This is a genomic window from Streptomyces sp. NBC_00878, from assembly GCF_026341515.1.
In the GTDB taxonomy this organism is placed as follows: domain Bacteria; phylum Actinomycetota; class Actinomycetes; order Streptomycetales; family Streptomycetaceae; genus Streptomyces.
The window spans coordinates 69,523-95,014 of sequence record NZ_JAPEOK010000004.1; the positions used below are offsets into that span (position 1 = coordinate 69,523).

General features: G+C 68.7%; 35 protein-coding genes. 9 read left to right on the top strand and 26 right to left on the bottom strand.

All coding sequences use genetic code 11. The features are described from left to right. Positions 1 to 24 precede the first annotated feature (24 nt). The 14 genes from OHA11_RS47885 to OHA11_RS47950 form a co-directional block, all read right to left on the bottom strand. Positions 25 to 153 carry a hypothetical protein gene (locus OHA11_RS47885; RefSeq protein ID WP_266508998.1) on the bottom strand — a complete coding sequence of 43 codons (129 nt, stop codon included), beginning with the start codon at positions 151 to 153 and terminating at the stop codon, positions 25 to 27. After that, positions 150 to 398 (bottom strand): hypothetical protein, encoded by a 249-nt coding sequence (locus OHA11_RS47890; RefSeq protein WP_266509001.1) that lies wholly within the window; start codon positions 396 to 398, stop codon positions 150 to 152. The genes OHA11_RS47885 and OHA11_RS47890 overlap by 4 nt, the downstream gene beginning before the upstream one ends. A gap of 81 nt (positions 399 to 479) precedes the next feature. Next, complete coding sequence (locus OHA11_RS47895; protein ID WP_266509003.1) at positions 480 to 869, bottom strand: hypothetical protein; 390 nt, start codon at positions 867 to 869, stop codon at positions 480 to 482. Continuing rightward, entirely contained in the window at positions 866 to 1,927 is a 1,062-nt protein-coding gene (locus OHA11_RS47900) for a hypothetical protein (RefSeq protein WP_266509006.1), read from the bottom strand. The genes OHA11_RS47895 and OHA11_RS47900 overlap by 4 nt, the downstream gene beginning before the upstream one ends. 74 nt (positions 1,928 to 2,001) lie before the next feature. Further along, the gene (locus OHA11_RS47905; RefSeq protein WP_266509009.1) at positions 2,002 to 2,784 is read right to left on the bottom strand and encodes a DciA family protein; all 783 of its coding nucleotides are present in this window, start codon (positions 2,782 to 2,784) and stop codon (positions 2,002 to 2,004) included. After that, positions 2,781 to 3,863, bottom strand: coding sequence for a hypothetical protein (locus tag OHA11_RS47910; RefSeq protein WP_266509012.1), 1,083 nt, complete (start codon positions 3,861 to 3,863; stop codon positions 2,781 to 2,783). The genes OHA11_RS47905 and OHA11_RS47910 overlap by 4 nt, the downstream gene beginning before the upstream one ends. Positions 3,864 to 4,298: 435 nt before the next feature. Then, positions 4,299 to 5,507 carry a DNA adenine methylase gene (locus tag OHA11_RS47915; RefSeq protein WP_266509015.1) on the bottom strand — a complete coding sequence of 403 codons (1,209 nt, stop codon included), beginning with the start codon at positions 5,505 to 5,507 and terminating at the stop codon, positions 4,299 to 4,301. A 352-nt stretch (positions 5,508 to 5,859) separates the two neighbouring features. Beyond that, positions 5,860 to 6,294: a hypothetical protein gene (locus OHA11_RS47920; RefSeq protein WP_266509017.1), complete on the bottom strand. Its 435-nt coding sequence runs from the start codon at positions 6,292 to 6,294 to the stop codon at positions 5,860 to 5,862. After that, positions 6,291 to 7,286, bottom strand: a complete 996-nt coding sequence (locus tag OHA11_RS47925; protein WP_266509019.1) for a WhiB family transcriptional regulator — start codon at positions 7,284 to 7,286, stop codon at positions 6,291 to 6,293. The genes OHA11_RS47920 and OHA11_RS47925 overlap by 4 nt, the downstream gene beginning before the upstream one ends. Continuing rightward, positions 7,283 to 7,462 (bottom strand): hypothetical protein, encoded by a 180-nt coding sequence (locus OHA11_RS47930; protein ID WP_266509022.1) that lies wholly within the window; start codon positions 7,460 to 7,462, stop codon positions 7,283 to 7,285. The genes OHA11_RS47925 and OHA11_RS47930 overlap by 4 nt, the downstream gene beginning before the upstream one ends. Positions 7,463 to 7,666: 204 nt before the next feature. Then, positions 7,667 to 8,005, bottom strand: coding sequence for a hypothetical protein (locus OHA11_RS47935; RefSeq protein ID WP_266509025.1), 339 nt, complete (start codon positions 8,003 to 8,005; stop codon positions 7,667 to 7,669). An 84-nt stretch (positions 8,006 to 8,089) separates the two neighbouring features. After that, a complete protein-coding gene (locus tag OHA11_RS47940; protein ID WP_266509028.1) occupies positions 8,090 to 9,829 on the bottom strand; it encodes a DNA cytosine methyltransferase in 1,740 nt (579 codons plus the stop codon). Further along, a complete protein-coding gene (locus OHA11_RS47945; protein WP_266509031.1) occupies positions 9,829 to 10,824 on the bottom strand; it encodes an AAA family ATPase in 996 nt (331 codons plus the stop codon). Before OHA11_RS47945 ends, OHA11_RS47940 begins: the two co-directional genes overlap by 1 nt. Before the next feature lie 83 nt (positions 10,825 to 10,907). Next, positions 10,908 to 11,411, bottom strand: a complete 504-nt coding sequence (locus tag OHA11_RS47950; RefSeq protein WP_266509034.1) for a hypothetical protein — start codon at positions 11,409 to 11,411, stop codon at positions 10,908 to 10,910. A gap of 217 nt (positions 11,412 to 11,628) precedes the next feature. On the opposite strand from OHA11_RS47950, the gene OHA11_RS47955 reads away from it, so the two are divergent. From OHA11_RS47955 to OHA11_RS47980, 6 genes are all read left to right on the top strand, one after another. Further along, positions 11,629 to 11,967 carry a hypothetical protein gene (locus OHA11_RS47955; RefSeq protein ID WP_266509037.1) on the top strand — a complete coding sequence of 113 codons (339 nt, stop codon included), beginning with the start codon at positions 11,629 to 11,631 and terminating at the stop codon, positions 11,965 to 11,967. A gap of 710 nt (positions 11,968 to 12,677) precedes the next feature. Further along, the gene (locus tag OHA11_RS47960; protein WP_266509040.1) at positions 12,678 to 13,316 is read left to right on the top strand and encodes a hypothetical protein; all 639 of its coding nucleotides are present in this window, start codon (positions 12,678 to 12,680) and stop codon (positions 13,314 to 13,316) included. 71 nt (positions 13,317 to 13,387) lie between these two features. After that, positions 13,388 to 13,609, top strand: a complete 222-nt coding sequence (locus OHA11_RS47965; protein WP_266509042.1) for a DUF6011 domain-containing protein — start codon at positions 13,388 to 13,390, stop codon at positions 13,607 to 13,609. A 10-nt stretch (positions 13,610 to 13,619) separates the two neighbouring features. Next, positions 13,620 to 14,111 carry a hypothetical protein gene (locus OHA11_RS47970; RefSeq protein ID WP_266509045.1) on the top strand — a complete coding sequence of 164 codons (492 nt, stop codon included), beginning with the start codon at positions 13,620 to 13,622 and terminating at the stop codon, positions 14,109 to 14,111. Between the two features lie 269 nt (positions 14,112 to 14,380). Further along, the gene (locus tag OHA11_RS47975; protein ID WP_266509047.1) at positions 14,381 to 15,241 is read left to right on the top strand and encodes a hypothetical protein; all 861 of its coding nucleotides are present in this window, start codon (positions 14,381 to 14,383) and stop codon (positions 15,239 to 15,241) included. Positions 15,242 to 15,286: 45 nt separating this feature from the next. Beyond that, positions 15,287 to 15,646, top strand: a complete 360-nt coding sequence (locus OHA11_RS47980; RefSeq protein ID WP_266509050.1) for a hypothetical protein — start codon at positions 15,287 to 15,289, stop codon at positions 15,644 to 15,646. 6 nt (positions 15,647 to 15,652) lie between these two features. Here the strand turns inward: OHA11_RS47980 and OHA11_RS47985 are convergent, their stop codons facing one another. The 4 genes from OHA11_RS47985 to OHA11_RS48000 all read right to left on the bottom strand — a co-directional run bounded on the left by OHA11_RS47985 (position 15,653) and on the right by OHA11_RS48000 (position 17,660). Next, complete coding sequence (locus tag OHA11_RS47985; RefSeq protein WP_266509053.1) at positions 15,653 to 16,480, bottom strand: recombinase family protein; 828 nt, start codon at positions 16,478 to 16,480, stop codon at positions 15,653 to 15,655. Further along, positions 16,477 to 16,716, bottom strand: a complete 240-nt coding sequence (locus tag OHA11_RS47990) for a hypothetical protein (protein ID WP_266509056.1) — start codon at positions 16,714 to 16,716, stop codon at positions 16,477 to 16,479. Before OHA11_RS47990 ends, OHA11_RS47985 begins: the two co-directional genes overlap by 4 nt. Positions 16,717 to 16,801: 85 nt before the next feature. Next, positions 16,802 to 17,398 carry a hypothetical protein gene (locus OHA11_RS47995; protein ID WP_266509059.1) on the bottom strand — a complete coding sequence of 199 codons (597 nt, stop codon included), beginning with the start codon at positions 17,396 to 17,398 and terminating at the stop codon, positions 16,802 to 16,804. Positions 17,399 to 17,471: 73 nt separating this feature from the next. Beyond that, positions 17,472 to 17,660 (bottom strand): hypothetical protein, encoded by a 189-nt coding sequence (locus OHA11_RS48000; RefSeq protein WP_266509062.1) that lies wholly within the window; start codon positions 17,658 to 17,660, stop codon positions 17,472 to 17,474. Positions 17,661 to 18,071: 411 nt separating this feature from the next. On the opposite strand from OHA11_RS48000, the gene OHA11_RS48005 reads away from it, so the two are divergent. Genes OHA11_RS48005 through OHA11_RS48015 form a run of 3 tightly spaced genes read left to right on the top strand, consistent with a single transcriptional unit; the run spans position 18,072 to position 18,911 of the window. Then, positions 18,072 to 18,251, top strand: coding sequence for a hypothetical protein (locus OHA11_RS48005; RefSeq protein WP_266509065.1), 180 nt, complete (start codon positions 18,072 to 18,074; stop codon positions 18,249 to 18,251). Positions 18,252 to 18,253: 2 nt separating this feature from the next. After that, positions 18,254 to 18,475 carry a hypothetical protein gene (locus OHA11_RS48010; protein WP_266509068.1) on the top strand — a complete coding sequence of 74 codons (222 nt, stop codon included), beginning with the start codon at positions 18,254 to 18,256 and terminating at the stop codon, positions 18,473 to 18,475. 28 nt (positions 18,476 to 18,503) lie between these two features. Further along, a complete protein-coding gene (locus OHA11_RS48015; RefSeq protein WP_266509071.1) occupies positions 18,504 to 18,911 on the top strand; it encodes a hypothetical protein in 408 nt (135 codons plus the stop codon). Positions 18,912 to 19,158: 247 nt separating this feature from the next. Here OHA11_RS48015 and OHA11_RS48455 read toward each other — a convergent pair whose 3' ends face one another. The 8 genes from OHA11_RS48455 to OHA11_RS48055 form a co-directional block, all read right to left on the bottom strand. Further along, a complete protein-coding gene (locus OHA11_RS48455) occupies positions 19,159 to 20,508 on the bottom strand; it encodes a hypothetical protein (protein WP_323186808.1) in 1,350 nt (449 codons plus the stop codon). Positions 20,509 to 20,519: 11 nt separating this feature from the next. Continuing rightward, the gene (locus tag OHA11_RS48025) at positions 20,520 to 21,257 is read right to left on the bottom strand and encodes a hypothetical protein (protein ID WP_266509074.1); all 738 of its coding nucleotides are present in this window, start codon (positions 21,255 to 21,257) and stop codon (positions 20,520 to 20,522) included. Further along, a complete protein-coding gene (locus OHA11_RS48030; protein ID WP_266509077.1) occupies positions 21,254 to 21,568 on the bottom strand; it encodes a hypothetical protein in 315 nt (104 codons plus the stop codon). The genes OHA11_RS48025 and OHA11_RS48030 overlap by 4 nt, the downstream gene beginning before the upstream one ends. A gap of 37 nt (positions 21,569 to 21,605) precedes the next feature. After that, positions 21,606 to 21,992 carry a hypothetical protein gene (locus OHA11_RS48035; RefSeq protein WP_266509079.1) on the bottom strand — a complete coding sequence of 129 codons (387 nt, stop codon included), beginning with the start codon at positions 21,990 to 21,992 and terminating at the stop codon, positions 21,606 to 21,608. Positions 21,993 to 22,032: 40 nt separating this feature from the next. After that, positions 22,033 to 22,869 (bottom strand): peptidoglycan-binding protein, encoded by an 837-nt coding sequence (locus OHA11_RS48040; RefSeq protein WP_266509094.1) that lies wholly within the window; start codon positions 22,867 to 22,869, stop codon positions 22,033 to 22,035. Positions 22,870 to 23,327: 458 nt separating this feature from the next. Continuing rightward, positions 23,328 to 24,149: a hypothetical protein gene (locus OHA11_RS48045; RefSeq protein ID WP_266509082.1), complete on the bottom strand. Its 822-nt coding sequence runs from the start codon at positions 24,147 to 24,149 to the stop codon at positions 23,328 to 23,330. Between the two features lie 156 nt (positions 24,150 to 24,305). Then, a complete protein-coding gene (locus OHA11_RS48050) occupies positions 24,306 to 24,548 on the bottom strand; it encodes a hypothetical protein (protein WP_266509085.1) in 243 nt (80 codons plus the stop codon). 12 nt (positions 24,549 to 24,560) lie between these two features. Continuing rightward, the coding region (locus OHA11_RS48055; protein WP_266509088.1) for a hypothetical protein at positions 24,561 to 25,492 on the bottom strand (932 nt) is incomplete at its 5' end.

Here is a 25,492-nt window from a genome sequence, read left to right on the forward strand (position 1 = left end):
CGGCCGGACCGGGCGGGTGGAGTTTTACGGCCGTAAAACTCCGTCGTCCCCGTCGTCGCCGTCCTGGTCTTCGTCGGCCGGCCAGTCGGGCTCCTGGAACAGGCCCTGATACGGCGGCTTCGGCGGCCGGGTGTCGGGCATCTGCATGGTCACCGGTCGCCTCCGCACGCGAGGGCCGCCTGATGCTCGCGGATGTGCTGGTCGAGCATCGCCTGCTCCACCTCGGCCTGGTACAGCTCACGGGCTGCGGTCTCGGGAAGGTGCTGGTGAGCGAAGAACCAGTCGAAGGTGACGCTCCAGCAGCCGCCGGCCATGACGTGGAAGTCGGCGTGCAGCAGGCACATGGTGGGGACGGTCTTCGGGCCGGCGGGCGTTGGTGGTTCGGTGGTGGCGGGCATGGCCAAGGGGGTGCTCCGTTCGCGCGGGGTGATCGCGTACACCGTGCCGCAGATCCGGCCGGTCGTTCCCCTCGCTGTCGATCAGGCCGGGTCTTGCTTCTCGCCGGTGAAGGCGTCGGTGTCGAGGAGGTGCTGCAGCCGGGCGGTGAACCGTTGCCCGAAGGCGGGTCCCATGCGGTGGGCGAGGGCGATGAGTTCGGTGACGAGTGCGGCCGCGCCGTCCTCTTCCATGAGGTACAGGTTGCGGGCGCGTTCGGTGGTCTTGGCGATGCGTCCCTCGAGGAGCATCGCCAGGGCGGGGGTTCCGGTGAGAGTTTCCACCTGGGTGACGGTGCTGGCGTCCAGGATGACGGCGTTGGTGGTGTCGACGATGACGCTGTTGCGGTCGTGGGGTCCGCCGGGGCCGGCGATGTCGCCGCCGGACTTGCGGGGGTCGCCGCTGATCCGGCGGCCGTTCTTCTTGCGGCTCACGAACTCTCCTGCGAGGTCTCGGGGGCTCGGTAGTTGTAACGGGCGCGGTCGCGGGTGCACTGTTCGGCGGCGGCCGCGGCGATGATGTGCGGCCAGCGCGGGTTGTCGGGGGTGACGCCCTTGATGCCCCAGGAGCAGGAGAACGTCTCGTCGCCTTTCCAGTCGTGGTTGCGGATGGGGATGCCAGCCTTGCAGTCCCACTGGGCCATCCAGTACGGGGTGGCGCGGCCATGGGTGCGGCGGGACTCCCACTGCTCGAGGTGGACGGTGATGTCGTGGGTGTCGCCTTCCGGCATCCGTACGGTCGCGGGGACCCGCTCCGTCTCGGAGATCTTCCGATTGCGGCGCGGGCCGAGGAGGTGGTGCCGGGGGTCGATGCGGATGCTGCCGCGCATCCACTTCGGGTCGGACGCGGAGTGTTCGTCGCGCTTGGCCCACACCTTCCAGGAGAGGCGTCCGTGGTAGAGGTCGAATCCGATCTCGCGGGACTGGTAGCCGTCCGGGTTGAGGCGGCGTTGGACCCACTGCCCGTAGCGCTCGCTGTGGACGTACAGGGCTCCGAGCGGTCCGAGGGCGATGTGGGCGGCGAGGACGTTCTCACTGCCGGGGTTGCCGACCTTGATGTCGGCGCCGATGGAGTGGGAGCGGCCGATGACGAGTTCGGCTCCGAGGGATCCTTCGGGTGTGGCGGGCCAGGGGCCGGGGTCGTTGCTGACGGTGGGGGTGATGCCCTTGCGGGCGAGCTGCTTGACCACGGTCGGCGAGAGGCGGCGTGCGGTGGAGGTGGGGCCGGTGTAGGGCTGCCCGAGGTGCCACTGGTCGGGGTCCAGGTTGCCCTGGGGTTCGGGGCGTACACCGCAGCGGTCGCAGCACACCCAGCGTCGGCGCCGTTGGTCCTCGGGCCCGTACTGGGAGTTGTAGCCGTCCACGACGGGCTTGTGGCCGGACAGGCGGCAGAGGGGCATGAGGCGGGGCATGTTGTTGGCGTAGTAGCTGCGGTGGAGGAGTACTCGCGGGTCGGTGCGGTCCTTGGCGCGGTCGATGCTGAAGGCGTGCATGAGCGGTCTCCCGGGGGCGGTGATTGTTTACCGCGGTAAACGCTCCCGTAGATTCCGCCAACCCTTCCCCCGGCTCAGGCCACACCGAAGAGACGGGCCGGTGTCTGGCCTCCGTCCTCCTTACGCTTGCGGGCGATGGCGGCCCGGCGGACGGATTCGTCACGCCGGCGCTGTTCCTGCTCGAGTCGGTCTTCTTCCCATACCGCGTCGCGGTGTTCGTCCTCGGGCGCCCGGTTGGCGCGCAAGGCAGCCTCTTGGCGGGCCATGGCCTGGACGATGTACGGGTCTGCGGGCGCTCGGTCGGGGCGGTGGGCCAGGACGGACTCCAGGGCGGTGCGGTAGCCGGGGGATGCGGTCTGCCGGGTCCGCACGGGCGCCTCCACCGGCGCGGCGGACGCATCCTCAGGATCCGTGGTGGCGGAGTGGGGTGAGGTCCCGGCCGGGAGGATCCTCAGGGAGCGGACGGTGCCCCCGGAGGGGGACTGCTGGACCTTGGTGAGGATGTGGGCTTGGTACAGGCGCAGCTGGGTGGCGTAGGTGTGGGTGGCGGGCCGCAGGTGCAGGGTCCCGGTGTCGTGCTCGAAGCGCACCGCGGCGACCTTGTCCGCCAACTCCGGGGCGATCGTGGGCCACTGGTCGAGGATGCTGCCTCCGACCTCGGGGGGCTGCCAGCCGCGGTCGGTCATCATCCGCGTGATCGCGGATCCGAGTCCCATGGGGTCTCCGGCTCGGCGGTTACCGGCTTGGGTGCTGCGGGTCTTCTTCCGCTGCGGCTGCGCGGGGCGGGTCTTGGCCGCGGCGCGGGCGGAGGCGAGGGCGGCGCGGGCGAGGTCGATCCCGGAGGGCTGCTGGCTCATGCGGGGCTCCCGTTCAGGAAGGCGAGGATGTCGGCTTGGGCGTCCCAGGTGGTGTCGTTGCTGTCGGAGAGGTCGTCCAGGCCGCGGTCGCGGCAGTTCTTCCGGTAGCGGGCGAGGCCTTCCTGTACTCCGGCCATGACGTTGAGGCGGGTGCTCAAGGCGCCCTGGAAGGCGCCGACGGGGCAGTTCTCCATCTCGTACTTCGCGGCGGCGGCCTGCTGGGTGGCGGTGCGCTGATCCTGGTCGGCGAGGACGGTGGAGATGTACGCGGCCGGGGCCTTGGGCTGCCAGCGCATTCCGGAGCACATGCCGTGGAGGCGGTCGGCGATGGCGTACGAGTCCAAGCCCAGGTCGATCAGCGGGCGCAGGGCGAACGCTAGACGCCGCAATCCTTCCCGCTGCGTCCAGTTGACGAGGGGACGGACTTGGCGGGCGATGAGGATGTCCTTGGCGACCTGGAGGGCGTGCCTGCCGCTGCTGTTTGTCGACTTCTGGTGGGGGATGGATCCGCGGTCTCGGCTCGCGCGCTCGCGCGAGGTGTAGTTAAAACCACCCTCTACCTTCAGCTTTCCCTCTTCTTCTACCGAGTTAAGGGAAGGGGGCTCAAGGCCCTGTGATCCAGAGTTGTCCACAGGCGGGTTATCCACAGGGCTGGGCTGGCCGCGCTGGTCGATGATGATGCGCGCCGTGTAGCCGGACCCGACGATCGTGTGCCCCATGGCGTGGTCGTAGGCGGGCGGGATGACCGCGGCGTACACGGTGGCGGTGGCCGCGTAGCCCTTGAGCCCCATCAGGCGGCGGACGTTGGACCGTGTGCCGTGCTGGACCCAGGCGAGCGCCCCCAGCTCGCGGAGGTAGCCCACGTGGCGCTTCACGGAAGCCTTGGAGATGCCGGTGCGGGCGACGGTGTCGTCGAGGAGGTAGCGGGCGTGGCCGGTGTCGTAGTCCATGCGGGCGGCGAGGTCTTCGGCGATGGTCCGGGTCGTGGCGTTCGCGCGGGGGTGCAGGCCGGCTGCGATCAGCCATGCGACCGCGCGAAGCCACTTCCGGGGTCCGCTTCGGCGCGACGCGGTGTGCATGACCTCTTGGTCGGCGCCACGTACGAGTACGGTCCGGCCTGCACTATATTCGATCAGGTGTTCGGTTTGGGGGTGGGGTGTGTGCGTGTTGCGGGGAGGGGTGGGGCGCTGGGTGTCGCCCGCCTGGGGGGAGATACGCCGCGAATCGGGCGTGCGTGGGGCGGGAAGCTGACAAGGGGGGGTGCGCTGAGGCACTATGTACCTGCCGTCCTGCGGGCATGAAAAAACCCGCCTGGTGGTGAGTGGTTCGGAGAGAACCTGTAGGTCGCTCGACTTCTCGGGCCCGGTCGCCAAACCGGATCAGAGAGTTCGGGCCTTAGCTCGGATCGCAGTCCGAGCCGTTGTACGAGGCCGCGCACGGTGCGCCAACACCAGCGGCCAGCGGTAGAGGAAGCGCCCCCGCCAAGGGGCTCAAGACCTCCCGCTAGGAAGTCGCTAAGTCACCTGATCTCCCTTACTGGGTGAGGTCTGTCCGTCGGTCTCGCGGACCTGGGTCTCTACCGGTCCCGGCAGACGGAAGTCATTGCGGCCATCGCTCGGCACGTCCAGGTACAGGCAGTGCAGGACATACGCCAACTGCTTCTGCCAGTAACCGACATCGCCGATCGGGGTATGGGCCGCGTAGCTGAATCGGACGGTTCGGGTGGTCAGGGTCAGCGTGGCCCTCGCCCCGAGGAACATCGCGACCGTGTTGGCGATGCGCTCAGGCCGGACGTGGAAGTCGTCGACAGCTCGATTGCGTGGCCGCGGGCACTTGATGGTCAGCTCCCAGCGGGCGCCTGTTCCGGCGGCGCTCATGACGCTTCTCCCGCCTGGAACAGGGACGCCTGCTGCGTCAGTGGCCGGTTGGACCAGATGACCTCGACACCGCGGGCAACGTCGGTACGTCCGCGGCCGGACCGTCGCCGGACGACTGACCGCGATCTCAAGGCGGTCCCATCCCTCGTACAACTCGGTGTAGAGCGGGGACGGGTAGCCGGAGAGCAGCACCTGACCCTGCACCTGGTGCAGCGTGGCAGCCAGGGAACTGTGGAAGGCCTCGCTGTCGGCCTCGTGGGCGTAGTCGCGGCCGCAGGTACGCGTGTCGGACAGGTACGGCGGGTCCAGGTAGAAGACCGCGTCCGGAGCGTCGTGCGCGGCGATGACCTCGGAGGCGTCGCGGTTGTCGACCACCACCGTGCGCAGCCGCTCCGCAAGCAGGTAGAGGCGGTCGACCAGTTTCGCGGTCGCCGTGGCGTCGGTGTGCTTGGTCCTTATCCCGTTGGACCAGCCGGCCCGGCCGCCGGACCCGGCCGCGTTGTGGCCCTGGGTCGTACGGACGAAGAACCGGCGGGCCCGCTCCAAGTCGGACAGGCCCTCCTCCGCCAGGTCCGCGGCCGCGAACTCTTCCCGGGCGTACGGCGTAAGCCGCAGCGCGCGCACGAGTGCGTCCTCCTGGTCCCGCAGGGCGCGGAAGAAGGTGGTGACGTTGCTGTCCAGGTCGTTGACGACTTCCACGGGAGCCGGGGCCTTCGCGAAGAGCACCGCGGCGGACCCGGCGAACGGCTCCACGTACACGCGGTGCCGTGGCATCAAGTCGACAATCTGACCGGCCAGCCGCCCCTTCGCCCCGTAGTAGGGGAAGGGCGGCCGCAGGGCGGTCATCCGACTGTGCGGGTAGTGGGGACAGTGGCCGAAATCCTCGACACCGGTGTGATCTTCACGGTGGAGTATCGGGTCTCACTGTCTGAACGGGGATACCCCCGGGTACTCTGAGCCATGTCGGCACCTTCACTCGCGTAGCAGCGGTTTGGTGTCGTCAGCCCTCGCGTTCCGGCTTCGCAAACCGGGACCGCCACCAAGGTGGCAGCGGGGGCTTCCGACTTTGTCGGACCGCGCTCTCCGTCCAGCCTCGCAACTGACTGCACCTCAAGCGCAAGGCTCAGCCTACCGTTTGCCCGGTCCATCTGTCCCGGCTCCTTCCCCACGTGTCTCTCGTACTACTTGTCACACCGGATCAGCGCTCCCGGCCGATCTCCTCATCCTCCGGATGCCACTCCGGAGCCCGCTCCGCCACCGACAACACCCGGCCCAACATCGGCCCCATCGCGTGATGCCCCGCCTCCAACAACTCCCCCCGCAACCGCGCCAGCTTGTCCCGGTTGAACCTGGGCGACCCCATCAACTGCCCCGCCCGCACCCCCACCACCAACGCCCGATCCCAAATCCGCTGCACCACCACCGGATCCACCCCCGGAAACAGATCCCGCGCCAGCTTCCGAGGCGTCCCCACCGTGTCCAACTGCGCGGCCAGGATCAGACCGGCCAGGTACTCCCCGGAACAGATCGCCCGCCCCGCCAGCACGGCGTCCGTGACCGCGCGCGGGACCGGACCGTCCGACCCTCCCGCAGTAGGTTCGGTGGCTTCGGGGGCGGGGATGTGGGTGGTCACGCTGCGGCCTCCAGGCACTCGTTCGGGAACAGATCATGCACATCGGCGACATCCGGCACGGACGAACCGTCCAGACCGTCGTCGTCCAGCTGGGACAGCAGGAGTTCTAGCTGCCCGGGAATGTCGGCGAACCACACCCGCAGTCCGGGCCTGCGCGGACGTCGGGCCAGCTGCCGCCCGGGCGCCCCGGGCCGGGCTCCGTGGGTGTCGCCCTGGTCGGGTCCGTCGGCCGCCGCGCCGGTCCCGGCGCCCATAGCTGTGGCGGGGAGGCGGGCCAGGAGACGCTCGAACTCCGCCGCCCACAACAACAACTGACCATCCGCATCCATCGTGTGGGTTTTCGTCGTCGGCGGGATCGCAGGCACCAACCCGTCATCCGCCACCACCAGAGACCCGTCCAACAGACCCCGGGACACCGCCGCATCAAGCAGCTCCATCCGCGACGCCGAACGCGCCAACCCCAGCCCCGTCGTCAACGACGACCGCTGCCAGTTCGCCGTCCGCACATCCAGGCCCGCCGCATGCGCCACCTCATGCGCATCCCCGAACCCCGCCAACGCCCGCAGCACCGCCTGCTTCTGCGGCGTCCGCAACCGGTCATCCGGAACCGGCACACCCGCCGTCACCTCATGACGACGCGCAATGAAAACCCGATGCCGCTCCAACGCCGTACGCCCACCCCACACACCCTCCGGCTCCGCCAGACGCACCACCGCCCCCTCCGCAACCACAGAGTTCGCGTACGCGTCACACGCCACCATCACCGGACAGCCCAGACACACCTCAACGGCTGCCTGCTCCCGCGCCCGGCGCGCCTTCTGCGACTCCCCGCCCTCCGGCGCAAAGTGCGCATCCACCGGCAAGTCCAGATCCCCCGCCATCCGCGACGGCAACACCGGATCAGGCGCACACCCGCGATACGCGTAACGGCGATGCTCCGTGAACGCCCGACGCGCAGCATGCACATCCAGGGCAATGTCAGGTCCGGTCATAGTGGCCCCCCTCCGGGGTTCTGAGGATCGATATGCGAGGACGAATCGGCGGCCAGATACGCGGCGAGAGCGGCGTCCAGCACCATGTCCGCCTCCGCCAGCACCTCACGCCGCGCCTCCTGCACGGCGGCCGCCGTACGGACCCGGGCCTGGAACGCCGCCAGATCCCGGTGCATGCACGCGTCCGTGAGACGGTGCGCGGCGCGCTCCCGAGTGAGAGCGCGCCGCAAGTGGTGATTCCGGCACAACACGCCGGCCAGGACAGCCGCGGCAAAGACCGCGGCAACAGCTATCGGACGGACATCATCAGGCACGACCTTCACCTCCGGAGGGGGACAGCGGACAGACGGACTGCGGCGGGGCGTACGGCGGGGCAGGGGTCAGAACCGGTTCAGGACGTTGATCTCCGTGGCACGCTCCACAGCCACCCGCCCAGCGCCTTCCGCCGCAGCCCGGGCGGCCTCCTCCGCAGCCGCAGCAATCTCGATCGCATCCTCGTCATGCCGGGCCTGAACCCCAGGAGGCTGGGCCGCCCACCACGCCATCTGCTTCTCCCACCGCTCCGCCGACGCCTCCCTCAGCGCCGCACGGTGCGCCCGACTACCCCGATACGACGTGGGCTTACAGCGCTCCCACCACAACTGCACGACAACGCCGATGGCGGCGACGATCAGGATGCCGGGGATGACCCAGCGCTCAGGTTCGGTGATTTCAGGCATGACGGAACTCCGTTCGGCGACAGCCGGGATGGTGGTGGGTGGTGTGGAGCGGCGGCGGGCACCCAGACGGCCCCGCCGGTCGCACTACGCGGCGGTCGTCAGGCCGCTGTCCTGTGGGGTGTGGATGACGGCTCGCAGCCGGGCCCCGATCCAGGCGCCGACCTGCGGGCTGACGGCGTTCCCAAATCCGTCGACTTGGTTGCGGGCGGATCCCCAGACGGTGAAGGTGCCGGTGTAGTCGCCGAAATCGACGTCGAAGCCGCAGCCGCGGCCGATCTCGTACTCGCGCATCATGCGGAAGTAGCAGTCCTCAAGCGGCAGTTCCGCGAGTGCGGCCCGCCACTCAGCTGCGAGCATCGACTCAATCGCGCTGTGGTTGATCGTTCCGGCGGCGGTGAGGAGCCCGGGGATCTGATCAGCCGTGAACGCTGGCATCGCCTCGGCGTGCATCGTGGGCACGGTGTTCTTCCGGAACGGGACGACCCCGGAGGACACCACGGCGAGGGTCTCCGAGCCGACCTGAGTGGGCAGCGGTTCACCGACACCCCGCGGGCTGCCCTGGTAGTTATCGACCGCGAGCGCGAACGGCGGCGTGATCAGGCCCGTGGTGTTCGTCGCCGGCTGAACCCACAGCGGCTCGTCGAATCCACGCGAGCGGCAGTTGGATCCTGGCCGCTCGAAGGTGTTACCGGCTGCGGCCATGATCGCGCCGGTCGACAGGATCGACGTCTCCTGCTGGCTGGTCTGAGTCGCCATCGGCTGCCACGGATGCTTCTCCGAACCGTGCACGGCCTTCGCCGGCATGAGCACCGCGGGGAAGTCGGCGAACCGCTGGCGGCAACGCTCGGCGCGGGCCATCGTCGCGGCCGCGAGCGGACCAGTCGAGCCGTCCTTGTGCTTCCGGACCGGCTTGTCGCCGATCCGGATGCCGAGGTCGGTCAGGTCCAGTGCGGCCAGCGACGGCGTCATCGGGGGGACGACCTCGCGTCGGCAGCTGGGACACCGATAGTTGTACTGCTTGCCATAGCGCACCGAACCGCTGTCCGGGACGCCGGTCTTCCACGTCCAGACGGCTTCGACGTCCTTGTCGCAGTGGCGGCAGCGAGATACCGGGCGATGTTCCAGGTTGGGGGCGGGCAGGGACTTGTCCCAGAAGGCGATGAACAGCCGGTCGCGGGACTGCGGCACGCCGAAGAACTGGCTGTTGAGGTACAGGATCTTGTGGTCGTAGTTGAGCAGGTCGAACTGCTTGAGCCACCACTGGTACGTGGTCCCGTCACCGATCTTCGGGCGGTTGGGAAGCGCGGGCCCCCAAGAGGTGAGTTCGGTGGTGCACTCGATGAGGATCAGCCGCGGGTGGTGCTGTGCGGCGTAGTGCAGCACGCAGTTCGCGGTGGCCCGGTCCCGCTCCGACTTGGTGACCCGTGCTTCGTAGTCGGGGTCGTCGAGGTCGAACAGCGTCCCGCCCTGCTCGTAGGCCTTGATCGTGTTCGCTTGGCTGTGGTTTACGCAGCTGACCCCTGCGAGCAGCAGGTCAGCGGCGGGAAGGTCGCGGGCGGAGTGGTAGTCGGAGGCCTCGCGGTCGACGAGGTCGGCGATCCAGTGCTCCACGTGTGGGTGGTTCGCCTCGTGGACCTCCACCTTGTAGGGGTTGTGGTTCGCGGCCGAGATCGCGGTGAACCCGGCGATCTCGGCCGCGAGGGTGAAGCCACCGAACCCGGTAAACAGGTCGACCGCGGTCAGCGTGTCGTGGCGGAAGCGGCGGCGCTTGGTGGCCGGCCGGTGCGTGGCCGTGCGGGCCTGCTGCATGGTTCGGCGAGACATCAGCCAGCACTCCCGTCCGTCTGGCCGGACTCAGCGGCGGCCCTGCGCTCGGCGCCGACACGAGCGACCAGGCCGCCCAGGGTGGTCTGCTCCTGCGTGTCCGGGGCGAACAGCGCCGCACCCAGAAGCCCGCGCTGGGACAGCTCCCCGCGGAACAGGGCGAGGCACTGCTCGTACGTGGTCTCCGGCTTCATCACCCGGGTCACGTAGTGCTGCACCGTGGGCATCGGCGTGCCCTCGTTCAACCACTGCGCGATCTTCGCGCCGGTCTCCGTGTCCGGAAGTTCGATCCGCTCACCGGACTCGAACAAGCCCGGGTAGGAGCACTTCGACACCGTCATGGTGTGGCTCATGTCCAGGTCACCGACGAAGTCGAACTCGTACTCCGCGTCGGCCCGCTGGTCCGGCTTCAGCCCGACCTTCTTCGGCTCCACGCCGCCACTGTCGTTACGGACCAGCTCGTACGCCGTCTTCACCCGCAACGTCATGATCACATGCCCGGGGAACGCCATGATCGCATCCCACATCTGGTGCTCGATCGGCTTCACCGACTTCCAGCCCGACGTGAACGCGTTCTTCGACCTGGAAGCGTCGGTCGTCCGGTCGACCTGCTCCAGCACGCCGCCCCGCCCGGACCAATAGTGCGTCCCCGAGTCGATAATCATCACGTCGATCTCGCGCTGCGCACCGATCGCCAGCGCCTGCACCAGCGTCTGAGGCCGGAAGTCCGGCATCCGCAGGTGCTTGAAGGGGAACAGGCCCGCGTAGTGGCTGGCACGGCCCCGCTCGGTGTCACAGACCCCGATGTTCGTACCCATGCCGGTGGCCATCGCCAGCGACGTGTACGTCTTACCGGCGTTCGCCGGCCCGGTCAGTGCGATGAAGGCGTTCGTTGCAGGTCGGGTCACGTCCTCGAAGTCCAGCCTGTAGCCCTGGTTTTGGGTGTGACGATTCGGGCCGCCCGCGGATGCGGCGGCCTGCGTGGCCGTAGCCATGAGGTCTCCTAGTGGTGAAGCGATGTACGTGGTGCGCAGGGCCGGACCGGTGTCGGCGTCCAGCCGGCCCCCGCACGATGGCGTTACTGGAGGTAGTCCTCCACGTTCAGGCCGAACTCCTCAAGCAGCCAGGCCAGAGCAACCCACGCATCCGGCACCTGGAAACCCAGCTCCTCCGACCGCTCCGGCTTCAACTCCCGCATAAGGGCCCGCTGCTCAGCATCCGTGCGGATGTTCAGGTTGACCTTCTGGACCCCGGCGCCACGGGCAGCCTTCACCGGCTCCGGCGGAACCCAGTCCCCAGCGATATACCGGGCGAAGCCCTCCCGGACCACCTTCTCCAGCTTGGAGTCCTTCTCCGACGCCAACGCCTTCAGATCGGCCCGCAGCTGAGGCGTGACACTGATCGCCAGGTTCGGCTTGTCGCTGGCCACCGCCCCCCACCGCATCCGGTTCAGGAACTTCGCGCCCTCCTCCGTGAACACGAAGTCGATGCCCTCGGCCAGGTCCGGCCTCCCAGTCTCCCGGCAGTGCGCGGACGCCTGGTGTAGCAGTTCGATGCGCTTGTCGTCCCTGGGTGCGGGCACGGGGCGAGGTCCTCTCGGCGGGCGCTGCCCGTACCGGGACCGGTTGGGCGGGCGCGTGGGGGGCGTTGACCGCACCAGTGTCCTCCTTTTCGCATTGCTACGCCATGTAGTGGCAGCGAGGCGGTGCCCCGATGACCACAACAGTACCCGCCATGTCATTGCATTGCAATGGCACTTCCTCTACTGTGGGAACCACACCACAACGAGGGGGAACCCGATGAACGCCAGCGCCCGCCAGGCACGCCGGACCATCCGCAACCGGACTCGCAGCCAGCGCGCCGCCTCCCGCATCGCACGACGCGGCAACGGCTCCCTCACAACCCACTGCATCGCCGCCGGACTTGCCCCCAAGGAAGCGCGCACCGTCGCCAGCAGCCTCCGCAAGGCAGCCGTCAAGCTCGACATCCATGGAACGGCAGCCCGCACCCACGCCGCCGGACGCATGCGCGACTGCCTCCGCTACACCGCCACCGAGGTTGCCCGCGCCGCCGTCGTGTACCGGCCCCGGAAGGCCGCCTACAAGGACGCCGCAGCCCGCCTCGCGCTCGCCGCCTGAACCGCTTCCCGGAGACTCATGTGACACAACCTCGCCACCCCAGCTGGGAAGCGCGGTCGGCCCGCGCTGAAGCTAATTTCCGGGCGGCCCTGGCCGAGCTGGGGGTTACGCTCCTGGCGCCGGAGTACCTCGGATACAGCGCACCGCATCCAGCCATTTGCGCGGCCGGGCACGAATGCACGCCTCGCCCCAACAATCTGCGACGCGGACGCGGAGCATGCCGAACGTGCTCGCGCCGCGACCCGGAGGCATCAGAAGCCGCGTTCCGCCTACGGGTCGCTGAACTCGGTGGCACCGTCCTGGAATCGGAGTGGTTGGGCAACCGCGGTTACCACCAAGTTCGCTGCGCAGCTGGCCACCTGACCAGGGTTCTACCCAACCGCGTTCAGCAGGGTGGCGGCATTTGCGCAGTCTGTGCGGGGCGCAGCGTTGACGGAGCAGAGGCCAAGTTCAAGGCCGGGCTCGCCCAGCTGGGGGCAACCCTGCTGGAGACCAAGTGGCTCGGAAGCGGAGCGCCTCACCGAATTCGCTGCGCCCAAGGACACGAGGTCACCACCACTCCGAGCCAGGTTCGGGACAAGAACAGTTGTTGCCGAACCTGCTCACGTCGCGACTCGGACGCTGCCGCGCACGAGTTCCGCGAACGTTTGGCCGATATGGGATCCGTTCTCCTAGAGCCCACGTGGTTGGGAAACCGGTATCCGCATCGCGTGATGTGCGCATCCGGCCACGAGTGCTCGCCGCGTCCGACCAGCGTGCAGCGAGGTCAGGGCATCTGTGAGACGTGTGCGGGCCGTGACACCAAGGTCGCCGAGGAGTGGTTCCGCGCTCTCCTTGCCGAGGCCGGCGCTGTGCTGCTGGAACCAGAGTGGCTTGGCGCGCGAGTCCGTCATCGTGTTCGTTGTGCCGCCGGGCACATCAGCACGCCCCTTCCCAACGGCGTGCAACAGGGCAACGGGCTGTGTCGTCACTGCACTGGTAAGACGTGGGACGCCTTCTACGTTGTCGTCAACAACGACGCAGAACTGTTGAAGTTCGGCATCACCCACGGCAGCGGACGGATCCGACTGAACGATCACCGCCGCGATGGGTTCGTCACCGTGCGTAGATTCCTTCCGGCATTGCCTGGAGATATCGCGCAGAACCTGGAACGCGACGTCCGCAGCACCCTTTGCCTGGCAGGTGAAGTGCCGGTACGCGGACGGGAATACTACCCAGACCGCGTCACCGCCCTCGTGCTCGACATCGTCGAGCACTACCCGATCCCCGGAAACGCCAAAGGCCACCCCTCCGAGCTGGAGTTGGTGGCCGATCCTCACAGGCGGACCCGTCAGATGACGGGATTGTAGCCGCGAAACTTGCCACCGATCAATACCCGCAATCGCCCGGCCAGCCGATCCTGTTGGGCAACGTTGGACGAATGACAGAGAACACTGACTTCATGGGACGCAACCAGCAGGAAGCCCTCACCGGGCCCGTACCGGGAGCGCGCCGGCGGGTGTGGTGCCGAGGGGCCGGCTGCCATCACCAACTCACCGACCCGGAATCTCGCCGCCGCGGATACGGCCCGGTCTGCGACCCCGACTACCGCAACCCCACCCCCGACCACGAGGTCGACCAGGACCCGCTCCCCGGAATGTAGGAGAACCACCGTGCCCGTGTACGAGACCCAGTCCGAGTTGGACGCCGCCGAAGCCGCCTACCGCCGCGCCGATGCCATCGAACGGGCGTGCAAGGCGTCCGGGCAGCCGTGCGAGCACATCGGTAACCACCATGTCGAGGAGAAGCACCGCCGGGGCCTGCACCTGCGGGCCGCCAACGGCATGTTCCACAGCGGCATCCGCTCCTGGCTTCCCGTGCACGGCTGCCGCTGGTGCGGCCGGGAGGAGAACGCGCACTGCGGGGGCTACAGCGTCGGCTCCAGGAAGCGGCAGTTGCACACCTGGGAGCAGCCGACGCCGGCGCAGATCCGCGCCCGCTGTATCGCGCACGGCCTGGACCCGGACAACCCGCCGCCGTTGCCCGCTCCGTACGCGCCGCCGACCTCGGAGTGCCGGTGCGACCGCGGGGACGAGGACGCCGAACCCTGCGACGCGGAGGACTGCTGCATCACCGAGCTCCTGGAGATCGGCGTCCCGCACTGACGTGCCGGAGGGGAGCTGGGGGAAGGTTCCGTGCATTCGCGCATAGCGTGTGCTGCAGAGGCTGAAGAACCCAGCGCGGGTTCCCCGCGCACCGTCCCACCTGCAAGTTCAGTAAAACCTCGGGAACCCCCCGCCCCCACTGCCCGTGGTGGTGCAGGACCCCGGAAAAGTGCGGCCCCTCCCGCGCGACCGCCCCTAGTGGGTGGTGGGCTCCGAGGTTTTATCCAAAGATCTTGATGTTGTGTGCGGGGCAGGCACAATGAGATGCCATGGACCCGCTCACGCTCCTGGACGACTGGCTGGACAGCGCGCTGCTGCGCTCCTCCAGCCGCATCGAGTACCAGCGTGAAGTCACCCGCTGGCTCACCTGGTGCACCGCCCAGCACCCCCCGGTCGACCCCTACCGGTGCGGGATCGAGGACATCGCCGCCTGGTCCTCCACCTTCCTCACCGCACAGCTGGACGGCCGCATCTTCGACGGCCCCGACGCGCTGGCGCATGTCGCGGAGCACCACCGGGCTGCCGCGCTGTCCCACGACCGGCGCATCACCGCCCTCACCCAGTACTACCAGGCCTGCCAGACCCGCGGCGCCATCCGGCTGGCCCCTGATCTGACGATGCTCCGCAGCGGTCTGGACCGCGACGCGACCCCGCCCAAGCGCCTCACCCCCGCCGAACGGTCCGTGCTCTTCTACTGCATCGGCACCTGGGGGCCCGACAACGCCCGCCACTACACCCGCGACCGGCTCGTCGCGTTCCTCCTCCTCGAAGGCCTGCGCCCGGCCGAGGTGACCCGGGTCGACTTCCGGCACCTGTACGAACTGCCCGACATGACCTACGAAGTGCGGGCCCCCGACTACGAGTACGAGGCCGTCGGCCAGAAACACGTCCTGCAGCCCCTGACCGCCGCCGCACTGCGGGAGCACCTGCCGTTGCGGATCCCGCCGGCCGACGGTGTTCACGCGCTGATCCTCGGCCAGGGCGGGAAGCCGATCACTACCGCCTACCCGAACATGCTGGTTCAGCAGATCTGCTCCACCCACCCCCTGCTCGCCAACCGCACGCCGCCCGTCACCGCCGACGCCATCGCCCACACCGGGTTCTGGGACACCCCCACGGGTGGCAACTGAGCGGATTGCGTCGCAGACGGCCGGGCCGTACGGAAGGATCGGCGCATGGACGACGACTGGGTTGAGACAGGCGAGAAGGTCAGTAGCGGTGCCGAGTTGCGGGAGTACGTCTCCGACCTCCGTGCTGCGGTGCACCACATGCAGACGGGACTGGGCCGCGCAGCGTCGGGTGCCCTGAGTGGACGTTCCTGGATCGACACCCCCGGCGAAGAGCGGCCGAACCACGACGGCCTGCTGCGGGAGCAGCTGGACATGACGGCCACTCCGTCCGGGATGTCCGCCAAGGATGCCGTGTACCGGCAGTCGCTGGCCGCGTTGCTGATTGCCCTGGACGCTGCCGACCGCGCGACCCTGACCGTCTGGCTGGCCGACATCAACGCCCAGGACCCCGACCGCCTGGCCTGACGTACCTCAGCGCTGTGCGAGCAGCCGTGCAGCGCGTTCCCTGCGCTGCTGTTCCTTGCGGTCCGCGCGCGCCTTGGCAGCCTGCTGGCGCGCCTGCTCCCGGGCCTGCGAGGACAGGACGCGGGCGACGGTGGTGGGGTGCCACTTTCCGCCGCGCTTGCTGGGGAGGCCTTCGGCGTTGGCGCGAGCGGCGATGGCGCGTACGCCGAGGCCGTCTTCGTCGCGCCAGCGTTCCATCTGTTCGGCAATGGCGTTCTCGTCCTCGGCGTCGGTGAGTGCCTTGTCAACGGAGCGTTGTCCGAAGCGGGGGGAGCCGTAGGCGTAGCCGCCCTTGGCTCCTTTGGCGGCACGGCCTTCGGTGAGGCGTTTGATGATGAGTCCGCGGTCGAGCTGGTGGAAGACGCCACGCATCTGGCGCATGGCGGTGCGCATGGGGTCGGAGACATCGTCCTCGAGGTGTTCGCCGTGGTCGGCGGTGAAGACGCGGCCGCCAATGGCCCATACGTAGGAGAGGACGGCTTCCTGGACCGTCAACTCGCGGGCGAGGCGGTCCAGGTTGGGGGCGATGATGCCGTCCGCTTTGCCGTCGGCGATCCATTGGACGGCGTTCATGAGGCCGGGGCGTTCGTCGAGGAGGGTGGTGCCGGACTTGCCGCCTTTGCTGTCTCCGTCGGTGACCATGTGGACGATGCGCACGGTGGGGGTGGTCTGGATGGTGCCCCACCTGCGGCAGTCGGTTTCTTGGGCGTCGAGGCCGTAACCGTCGACGGCTTGGCCGGCGGTGGAGACGCGGCGGACCAGGACGAGGCGGAGAGCAGGAGTCTGGGGGGTCACGGCCGGACCGTCTTGGCTGCCTCGATCCGGCGGACCTGGTCCCGCAGGATTCTGATCGAAGTGTCAGGGATCGCACCCTCGATGGTCAGCAGCGCGTTCAGCACGCTGTACGCCTGTACGGCGCGGTCTCGGACGATGGCGTGGTCTTCCCCGCCCGGGGTGTCAAGCAGGTCCCGAAGGGCGGTGAGCAGTTCGCGCGTCTTGCCGCGCACCTTGGAGTTCTGAGCCGTCGCCATGGCCCGACTGTACACATCTATGCCCATAGATGTAACACCGCCCGGTCCGGCGGCCGGAGCATGATTATGCGGGTCGTAACACACGTTATGCGTATGCCCCGGAGCGGTCCTGCGCAGAACCGCTTGTCTCTCCCTGCCGTAGCCGCCACATCTGAACATGCGACCAGCCCGTGATCCGCTCCACCCTGACCGGGGCGATCTGAGCGTCCAGCGCGCGCAACGCCGCCGCCCGCATCACCTCCTTGGCAGCCATACGGGCTTGCGACGCCTCTACGCGATGCGGGCTTCGCCGCGCCAACGACTTGGCCTCCTGCCACTGCTGGTCGCTGCGCCGGTACTCATCGGCTGCCCGCTGGAGTTCACGGATCAGCGCTGTCATCGCTTCTGTCCGGCTCACATAGTGCAGCGGCAGCCGGTGCTTCTCGCCACGCAGTGTGGAGTAGACCCGGGTGTCCGGCCAGTCCGCGATGCGGGCCACCTGCGCCACGAGCACGCCTTCCCGTACGGCGTCCCGGACGGACTGCTCCAGATCCGCATACCGTGCGTCCCGTGTCTGCTGGGCGACCGTGTACTGGCTGCTGCGGACACCGTGCTGGCGGGCATCAGCCAGATCGGTCAGCGAGATAACGTACTTCAGCGCGGCTTCCTCGAGGGCTTGGACTGCTCGTTCGATGCTGTGCATGCCCTGAGTGTCAGGCAGTTCCGCCAGATTGTTCCCCCGGATGGTCGGCCCGGAGGAGGAACATTATCCGGAGCTATGTGGCGCGTTGCCCCTGCTCTCGTGCCGCCTCCGGCTCGTCGGCCAGAAGTCCGGCCCCGCGGAGCATCTCGACCTGATGTCCGGGGTGTGACCTTCCCAACTCGGCCCAGCCGCACAGGCAGCTGCTGATGTCGCGACGCTGGTGGGCGACGAGGATCAACTCGGCATCCTGCAAAGAGTTCATACCGACAGTCTGGCCTCGCAGCCGCCAGCCGTTCCCCCTCGCCCCCTCGCCCCGTTGCCCTGGAAACGGGCGCGGGCCCCTCCGTCCAAAAGGGGCCCGCTGCGCAGTCCGATCGTCCACGCCCCACCCAGCGCCGAACCATCAGTCACAAGTGAGCTTATCGCTCCTCAGCCAGCGGGCTCCGGGGAGCCGAACTACTAGTCCGGGACGAAGTGGTAGATCCAGTAGTAGTTCTGGTAGATCACGGACTGTTCGACTGCCGTGCGATTCTTCGCCCAGATCGATTCTCCGCTCAGCGGGGAATTCCGTGATTTCAGGGCGTGAGGGACTTGCGAACCTTGCAGCACGTGATGCACAGTGGAGATGTGAGGCCGAGGGAACAGCCCAACGCCCAGCCCGAGGGGGAACACCATGACCTTCACCAGCGGCAACCTCCGCGACCAGATCGTCACCGCCACCGGCGCCAGCGACGGCGAATACGACGTCGACGGCATCGTCGAGGAGATCGTCGAGAAGCACGGGGCCGTCGACATCGAGACCCTCGACACTGACGAGTTCTGGGCCATCGTCGGCAAGCACGCCACCGCCTGACCATGGCCGACGAACTCTGGACCATCGAGGACGTCGCCGCGCACCTCGGCGTGAAGTCGAGCAGCGCGCGCGGCGCCCTCTCCCGGATGGGGGTGCGGGCCCACAGCTTCCGCCCTCACCCCGACAGCAACCGGGCCCAAGCCCTTTACGACGCCCAGCAGGTACGCACCGCCCACGCAGACCGCCCTGGACAGGGCGCCCGAACCGACCGAACGACCGACTGACCGATGCTCCGAGAAACGAGGACACCGAATGCCCGAAGGTCAGGAAGTCGAGCAGTGGGCGCAGTCACCACACTGGGAGGTTGGCCCGTGGTACATACGCCCCAATGGCCAAGGTGACTATGTCGCCTATCAAGGTGCGCAGCGCGACAACCCGCTGTGGTGGGCGTTGACGGAGGTTGCAAACCTCAGCAGGTGGGACGGCATCTCGGACCTGCTGCCGGGCGTCAGCACTGACGACGTCGGCGCTTACGTCGGGAAGGTTCGGAGCCTCGTCGGCCAGGAGGTCGTAATCTCACGCCGCCAGGCTGAGGAGTTCGCCGAAATCCTGCGCTCCTCGACCGAGCGGCATGGAGGGACTGGGAGGATGACCGACCTCGCCAAGTGGGCGATCGAAGCGTCGCTGCGACGCCTGCCGCAAAACGTCTCTGACGAATGAGGGCGCACCGGCCCGAGCCCCGCCATCGTGCGGGGCTTCAGCGCGTCAGGATGCCGACAGATTCTTCGTCTGTCGGGCGAGGACTGGCGGAAGGCACACCGCGCACAGCGGGCTGGCGTCCGAGCCGTAACGCTGGGTCGGATGGCCGCATCCGGCACACGGCCCGACCTGCGCAGGCGGGCACACGGGAGATGGCGGTTTGACTGTGGCAGGCGTGCTCATGACCGCATCGTACGTACGATGCAGGTCAGAACTCGAAGCCGCCCCGGGCCACGAACACCACGGAGCGCACGATGTGGTCGTCGTTGGCGCCGCCGTTCGAGCCCGTCCACCCCACCCGCGCCGACGCCACCGCGCCCACGGCCACCTCGTCGAAGATGAGCGTGCTGTCCAGCCACACCGACAGTCCACCGTCCGCGTACCGGACCCGCACCGTGAACGGTGCCGCCCGCAGGTCCAGGGCACCGCCGTACGTGGCCACCGTGGTCATCGCCGACGCGTTGGTCGTGACGATCCTCGCCCGCGACCCCGCGCCCGTATCCAGGGCCAGAGCGACCGATGTGCAGCCCACCAGGCCCAGGTCGCCGCCGCCTCCGCCCTGGAACGTGGCCGCCGTGTCCGCGGGATCGGCCAGCGCGAAGCAGATGCCATCCGCACCGGAGCCGCCGGACATCTCGCACTCGAACGTGACGTCCAGGCCGTCGGACGGCTCCAAGCCGGTACGCCAGCAGGTGCCCGAACCGAAGCCGTCCGCAGCGTGCGTCAGGTAGAGGTCGTCTGCGTCGAGGGTGGCGAACCCGTTGCGCTGCCACCCCGTGCCGGTCGGCGGCAGGATCCGCGACCACGGCTCCCACACGCCGTCCGCCTTGGGTCCGTAGAAGCGGCGGGCTCCCGGATCGAGGGCCCAGTCTCCGTCGATACCGGTCGCGTCGGAGGGTTGCCCGGTCGTGGTGAGCAGGCCCGGGCGGGCGGGCCCCTGCTCGCCCTGCGGACCGGTGGCCCCGTCGGCTCCGTCTTCCCCCGCAGGGCCCTGCGGTCCTTCGGGCCCGGTAGCGCCGGCCGCGCCAGGAGTTCCGTCCTGGCCGTCGGCTCCCGCAGATCCGGCTGGTCCGGTCTCGCCCTGTGGCCCCGTGCCCCCTGCTGGTCCGGTGGCTCCGGCCGGACCTGTCGCGCCTTGGGCGCCGGTTGCTCCCGTCGGCCCGGCGGGTCCTTCTGGTCCTTCCGGGCCGGGCAGGTAGACAACGGTCCCGCCGCCGGTGATGGTGTCGGACAGGTCCGCTCGGATGCTCCCCACCCAGTAGCTGCCACTTGCGGGCACCACCACGTACGACACGATCGGCGTGCCGTCCTTCGCCCGGCCTTCCTGGATCGCCCACAGGGTGTCCCCCGCATCCGACTCGATCAGCGCGTTCGCGGTGAGCGGCACCGACCAGTCGCCGTCTTCCTCTGGGGTGATGGGGACCGGCCGCACGAGCTCGCCCGACAACGACGCCACGTAGCCGACCGCGGGCTTGCCCGTCACGTCCACCAGCGTGGCCAGCATCTCCACCCGCGCAGGGCTGGCCGACCCGATCAGTTTCCCGGTCACCGTGGTCATCGCTTCGTCTCCTAGTCGCGGCGGTTCAGCAAGCCGAGCGGCAGCAGTGCCGGCGACGTGTCGTTCGGTTCGTCGGGGGACTGCGAGGGGCTGGGTGAGGGATCGGGGTCCGGTGGGGTGGTCGGCCCGGAGGTCTGCGTGCACCGGTAGCGCGGGTTGTCGGGGTCGAAGTCGTCGACCGGCACGCACCGGTAGGTGGCGCCGTCCTGGCCGGTGTACGTCCACTCCGACGGCGGGGCCCCGTTCTGCCCGTCGGATCCGTCCTGGCCATCCTGACCGTCCTGCCCCGGGGCGCCGGTGGCGTCCTGCCCGGGAGGTCCGGTGGGTCCGGGCACGGTGGAGTCCGCGCCAGCGGGTCCGATCGGTCCTGCGGGTCCTTGTGGGCCTGGGCTGGGGGTGATGGTCGGGGCGTCCTTCCCGTCGGCACCTGACGGTCCCCGCGGTCCGGGAGGGCCGCTCTCCCCCACACCAGCCTGGCCAGGGTCTCCCCGAGACCCGGGAGGCCCCGCCACCGGGGTCTCCCCCAACGACTCCACCTGCTGCGCCAGCGCATCGCGTGCGTCGTTGGCCTCCGACAGGTCCCGCGACAGGATCAGGAAGCCCGTCAGTACCGCCGCCAGCGCGGCCGACGCGAACACCGCGGCGAACACCGACAGATAGTTACCGCGCCGACGCCGCTTCCTGGCCTCCGCGCGCATCTCGGAGCGGGATGTCGGCGCCGGCACCGTGGGTCCGGTGGTGGTCTTCATGCCTTACCTCCGGCCACGAAGAGCACCACCGGAAGGATCAGGCCCAGCAGCGGCACGATGACCGACGCGACTAGCCACCGACGGGTCTGCGTGACCCGGTCGGCGTCGGCCTGCCGCTGCCGCTGCACTTCCTGAACTCCTTTCGCCAGATCCTCGATCGCTTTGACCATCGCGGCCTTCTCCACGGCGTAGACATCCGCGCTGACCAGCCGGTCAAGGCGGGAGTTGATCTGCGCCATGTCGTCTCGTACGTCGCCCCGCAGGGCCTGGATGAGCCGTCCAAGCTCTCCCAACGACGGCTCATCCGCCATGTCCTGCTCCGGTGGGGGGTGTAGGGAAGGGGACCGGTCAGGCGGTGTGCTGGCCGGCGTTCTTCGTCAGCGGGCTGGACTGCTCGAGCGACAGCGCAGGTACAGGCGCCGTTACTTCGCGGCGCAGGGCCAGGGCCACGGCGCTCTCCACGACGAGCATCCACAGGGCCTGCTGCTCTGCGGTGAAGTCCAGTCCGAAGCCGAGGAACAGGGCGAGAACGGCTTGGGCGAGGTTCACGATGGCTGCGGCTGCAGCGCCGGTTCGCAGCACGATCGCTTCTGTGAGGGCTACCGCGCCGGACAGGACGGCCATGATGACGGCCTGCTGCTCCGCGGTGACGTCCATCCCGTACGCGGAGCTGAGCTTCAGCACGACGGCAACGAAGGCGAGCAGGTAGACCGGCTCGCGCCCGAGTATCTTCACGGGTTTCTCCTGGTGGGGTGGTGGGTGTGGTGAGGGGTGGTCAGACGTTCGGGACCTTGAGGGCGTCCCACGAGGTCTTGCCAGGGAATCCGTCGGCGTCGGAGCCCGTGTAGCCGAGCTTCTTCTGCCAGCGCCGGTAGGACTCCCGATCGGTGTTGGTCCAGTTCGGACCCGGTCCGGATCGATAGGCGCCGCAGCCTTCGGCGACCAGGCGGCGTCCCATCGCGGTGATTACGGCCGAGTGGCGGCCGCCGTGGAAGAACGCCTTGCCGGGGAACGGCTCGTACGCAGGCTTCGTGGGGGTGGTGGGCTTGGTCGGCGCTGCGGGCTTGGTCGGGGTGCCGGGCTTCGTCTCCACGACGGGCTTGCCCGGCACGATCGTCGTGTCGATCGCCCCCGGATCCCAATGTGAGTTGCCGGGCACGTGCCCGTGCCCGTAATGGCCGCCCTTCCCCTCCCACGTGGCGCGCGAGCGGGAGCCCTTCGCCACCTCGGCAGCAGTGCCCTTCGGCTTGCCCGCCGGCCACACGTCCGGTACTCCGTGGGCGCGCGCGGCCGCCAGAAGCTTCCGGAAGTTCGGCTTCTTCGCCGGATCGAAGTTCCGCGTCCACGGCGAGGCGGCACGACCGAGGACCTCCACCTGGATGCAGACCTTGCCCTCACGGTTCGTCCGCCGGGTCCCGTCGTTCTTCAGGGCGCGCCCGGACTGGGTGAGCGGACCGAACTGTCCGAGCTTGTCGGTGACCGGGCAGTAGATGACCTGCGGTTCCGCGCCAACCCGGATCAGGTAGGCGGCCACGCTGGCGAAGTAGCCGCCGCCGGCCGGGCTCTCGGTGGTGTGCCAGACGACCCGCGGCGGGTGCCCGGGGGTGTCCATGGCGCCACCGATGGACAGGTCGCCGAACCGCGTCACGCCGGAGACGTATGCCGGGCCGGAGGCGCCGCGGGGAAGAATCTCCTGGATCCCCATGCCGTCCCTGATCCCGGGCAGCGAGACGCCCATGTCGTCGTTCGCCTCGGGGGCAGTGACGACTCCTCCCTTGGCGAAGCCGCCCTTCGGCGCCGGATCCGGCTCGTACACGCGGTACTCGGTGGCGTCGACCGGTACGTACACGTCGGTGTACCCGTCGTCACGGATCACCATGAAGGCGCCCTCGATGTGCGGGTGCTCCTTCACGAACCGGCCGGAGTCCTCCAGGTCCGCGATCGCGCGGACCTGGTCGACGTGCGCCTGGTCGACGGTTCCCAAGTACGTGGTCTCGAGCTTCTGCTGCGGGGTGTTGGGGTCGGGCGACTCGAGATGGTCGATCGCGACGTGGTACTCGGTGTTCTTGGTCATCGGGCGGCGTCCAATCGAGGCTGCGTGACGTCGATCTGGTCACGGAGGGCGAGATACGTACTCAGGCGCAGGCGTCCCTCGCCGTGGTCGCCCCACGAGGGACCCCACGAGTTCCGGAAACGCAGCACGGTGTGGTCGGGCAGAAGCGTTCCGTCTTCGGATGCGACGGCCTCGAGGGCGGTGATGCAGACCTCGTGGCCGCCTTCCAGCGTGGAGCCGAGCCAGCCGGGGACGGCGTCGATGAATCCGTCGCGGTCTCTGGTCTGGGTGAAGGCCTCGTACCAGGGCATGCCCATCAGGACCGGGCCGGTCTGCAGGAGCATGCAGAGCTCTTCAGCCGTGGTGGCGTGCCCGTACTGGTCGACGACGCCGCGGGCGCGGAGGGCTTTGGCGATGCCGAGGCCAGAGGATCCGCAGTCCTGGGAGGGCCAGGTGTAGTCGTGCCACTGGTCGAGGGTGGTGGCCTGGGCGTAGAGGTCGATGGCGAAGCGTTCCGCCGCGGTCGCGTCGTTGGTGTCCAGTCCTGCGGCGGCGGCCCGGTCCTTGTCGAGGATCACCGACAGCAGTGCCGTGGCGGCGTTCCCCGTGCAGGATCCGAGGGCGTCGACGTCGTCCTCGATGCCGTGGGTCTGTGAGGTGAAGATGCCCTGTGAGGTGAGGTTCTGCTGGTTCAGGACGGGGATGCGGGGTTCCCACGCGGTCGCGCGCAGCGGCTGCCCGTCATACCTGCGTCGGTAGGCCAGGCTGCGCGGGTCCAGCACGAGGTGCCGGCCGAGCTTGCCGGTGACGTCGTACTGCGTGATTTCGAGATTGGGCACCCGCCCGTGCTCCTGCACTTCCCCGCGCCCAGAGCTGATGTTCGTGGCGGACCGCTGTGGTGCGGTCGTCCCTCGGGGGCAGGTCTGAGGGCGGAGGGTCGCCCGTGATCTCAGGCTAGGGCCTGGTGGGGCAGGTGTTCCCCCGGCTTGCTGGGGTCAGGAGACCTCGGGCTGGGGGTCCATCTTGGTGGCGGCGAGGATCTCTACCTTCTTTCCGCAGGGTCCGCACTGGATGTTGGGCTGTCCGGCGTTGGAGTAGACCTCGGGGACTTCCCAGTCGCGCTGGTAGTTGGGGCAGGGCTGCGGGTTGTCGGGGTCGCCGGGCGTGGGCATGGACTGGGTGTTGCAGCGGACGGTGACGTCGTAGTACGTGGCGGGTTCGAAGACGATGTCGGGCATGGCGGGGTCTCCTTAGGAGGCGATGACGAGGTACCAGATGCTGGTGTTGGTGGTGTTGGTGCGGTTGACCCAGATGGTCAGGCCGGTTGCGGTGACGCTGGTGGCGGAGCATTCCACGACGGTTCCTGGTGCGGCCGACTGTGCGGTGACGAACGCGCGGTGGACGGTGCCGGACAGGTTCAGGCCGGTGACGTTGATGGAGGTCGGCGTGTTTGCGACGGGGGTGATGGTGACGCTTCCGGTGACGATGTTGCTGGCCGTCATCAGGCCGTCTTTGTCGACTTTGAAGCGGTCGGTGCTGTCGCGGGTGAGGCGCAGCAGGTTTCCGGTGTATCCGACAGCGGCATCGACGTAGACGGCACTGGAGGATGAGTCGGGCGGGACGACCTGCAGGCGGCCCCCGGACACCTGGGCCAGTCCGGAGATGACGTTCAGGAGGGTGTCGGGGGTGACGTTGGTGGTGTCGAGGAATCCGATCTGGGCGGTGGTGCCGTCCAGGTGGACGCGTCCGCCGATGACGGTGGCGTTGTTGGAGTCCCGGAGGCGTTCGGCGACCCAGAAGTCGGAGCCGAAGAAGGTCCGCCACTTCATGTCCGAGTAGCCGCTGCCGGTGAACTGGCCGGAGTTCAGTCCGAGGTCGGCGGCGCCCGCGGTGGTTTCGACGACGTTGATGACCGCTTCGTTGCTTTGGTCATCGTTGGTGAAGCGGAGGTTCGGGTAGGTGCTGTCGGGATCCAGGTACAGGAGGGCGCCGTTGTTGCCCTCGAGGAGGAGTCCGCGGTCGGATAGTTCTCCGATGGCGGTTCCCGACGAGTTGTAGATGATGACCTTGTTGGCGCCTGCCTCGTTGATCGTGATGCGTTCGCCCGAGGTGGCTGTTTGCAGGACGGCTCCGGTGATGGTCCCGCCGGTGATGGTCTTGCCGGTGATGGCGTCCGCCGCCA